We start from the raw sequence: 2,169 nt of genomic DNA, 5'->3' as shown, positions 1-2,169 counted from the left end.
GGCAAGAACCTATGCTGCAGTATGTTTTTTACTGACACAACTGGTCCGCATGGGCTCCATCTTTTTTGGAATTGCTTTAAGTCTGCAGGCCCTTACGGGTTATTCCATGCAAATGATTATGGTAGTCATGGGCATTTGTATCATCTTATATACTGTTCTGGGTGGTATTGAAGCTGTCATCTGGACTGAAGTAATCCAGGCTGTGGTCAAAACATTTGGTGCCTTGCTCATTTTATATTTGATCATTTCTAATATGCCTGGTGGTATCTCTAAAGTTATAGAAATTGGTCAGTCGGCAGAAAAGTTTAGTTTAGGCAGTTTCTCACCAGACTTTATTGGCTCGTCTTTTTGGGTAGTTTTATTGTACGGTTTTTTCATCAACCTCAATAACTTTGGGATGGACCAGAACTATATCCAGCGTTACCATACGGCTACCTCTTCAAAAGCAGCTTCCAAATCAATATGGTTATGTGTATGGTTATATTTGCCGGCTTCCCTATTATTTTTTATTATAGGATCTTGTTTATACGCCTTTTATGAAGTCAATCCTGACTTGATACAATCCGTAAAGCACCAGGTGGCCATTGAAAGTTTGCCCCCGAATGCTTCGGCAGCAGAGATATTAAGGGTTCAGAACGCCTTGCAGCCCGCTGATTATGGCGACAAGATCATGCCACACTTTATGGTCACCAGAATTCCTGTAGGCCTGGTTGGTTTAATCGTTTCTGCGGTATTGTCTGCCGCTATGAGCACCATCAGCTCAGGCATGAATGCCTCGGCTACTGTATTTTCCGTTGACATCTATAAAAGATATATTAAACCAGACATCACCGACCGGCAAAACCTTTTGCTGCTGCATATTGCCACCGTTGGATTTGGCCTTATGGGCATGGCGATGGGCATAGCGATGATAGGGGTCAAAAGCATCCTCGATGTATGGTGGGAGTTCTCAGGCATCTTTGCTGCGGGCATGTTAGGTTTATTCCTACTCGGTATCATCAGTAAACAAACAAAAAACCGGGAAGCTATTCCTGCTACATTGATTGGCATTGCTGTAATCATGTGGATGACCTTTTCCATTTATTTGCCTGATGAATATGAATACTTTAGAAATCCTTTAAACAGGAATATGATCATTGTGGTGGGTACATTAACTATCCTTTTAGCTGGCGTTTTCTTAACCAGAACTAAAAGTAAACTCATTAAACCTCAGTTATAATATAATTAAATATCAACTTATAAAAAATAGAACCTACAATGAAAAACTCACCTAAAGGGTTCATCCCGGTAATGCTGACTCCCTTTTATGGCAATGGTAAAATAGATTTTGATGCACTTACACAGCTTACAGAAAGTTATTTAAATGCTGGAGCGTCAGGTTTATTTGCCAATTGTTTATCGAGTGAGATGTTCGAACTAACTGATCAGGAAAGAATCCAGGTCATCAGCCACGTCATAAAAGTAGTCAATGGTAAAGTCCCTGTCATCGCCACAGGAACCTTTGGTGGAACCATTAATAAACAGGCCGACTTCGTGAAAAGGGTTCATGATACCGGTGTTGAGGCTGTAATCCTGATCAGCAGTTTACTTGCCGGAGAACAGGAAACAGATGAAGTGTTCGACCAGCGTTTCTTTGATTTATTAGACCAGACAGAAAAAATTCCCCTGGGATTTTATGAATGTCCTGTTCCTTATAAGAGGTTGCTTAAACCCCAGCAGCTCCAGCAGTTTGTAGCTACGGGCAGGGTGATTTATCATAAAGATACCAGCCTTGATTTATTGCAAGTTAAAGAGAAAATTGCAGGCACAACAGGCCATAAATTCGGGCTTTATGATGCTTACATGGTCCATGCTGTAGAATCTTTAAAAGCAGGTGCTGCTGGCCTTTCCTGTATACAGGGCAATTACTTTCCTGAATTAATCGTGTGGCTTTGTCAGCATTACGATGACGTCAATTTAACCAATGAAGTGCAGAAGGTACAACACTTCCTGATCGATAACATGGATGTCATGCACAATGTGTATCCTCTGGTATCAAAATATTTCTTACAAAAAAGAGGCTTGAATATTTTAACCTTTACCCGTAGAGATGTAGGTTCTTTTACACCATCAGTTATCCAAGTCGGATCGTAGCCATGTCGTTCTGTGAGCCAAGGAGTTGATAATATG

2 protein-coding genes are annotated in these 2,169 nt (G+C 40.9%); both read left to right on the top strand.

Annotated features, from left to right (window positions below; translation table 11 throughout):
• A partial coding sequence (locus tag ACR2F7_RS04630; protein ID WP_432712423.1) for a sodium:solute symporter family transporter occupies positions 1–1,219 on the top strand: 1,219 nt, incomplete at its 5' end.
• Between the two features lie 38 nt (positions 1,220–1,257).
• Positions 1,258–2,133, top strand: coding sequence for a dihydrodipicolinate synthase family protein (locus ACR2F7_RS04625; RefSeq protein ID WP_432712422.1), 876 nt, complete (start codon positions 1,258–1,260; stop codon positions 2,131–2,133).
• Positions 2,134–2,169 lie beyond the last annotated feature (36 nt).

The sequence above is a fragment of the Pedobacter sp. genome, from assembly GCF_045628745.1.
Classification (GTDB): domain Bacteria; phylum Bacteroidota; class Bacteroidia; order Sphingobacteriales; family Sphingobacteriaceae; genus Pedobacter.
This window is presented reverse-complemented; position numbering and strand designations above follow the sequence as displayed.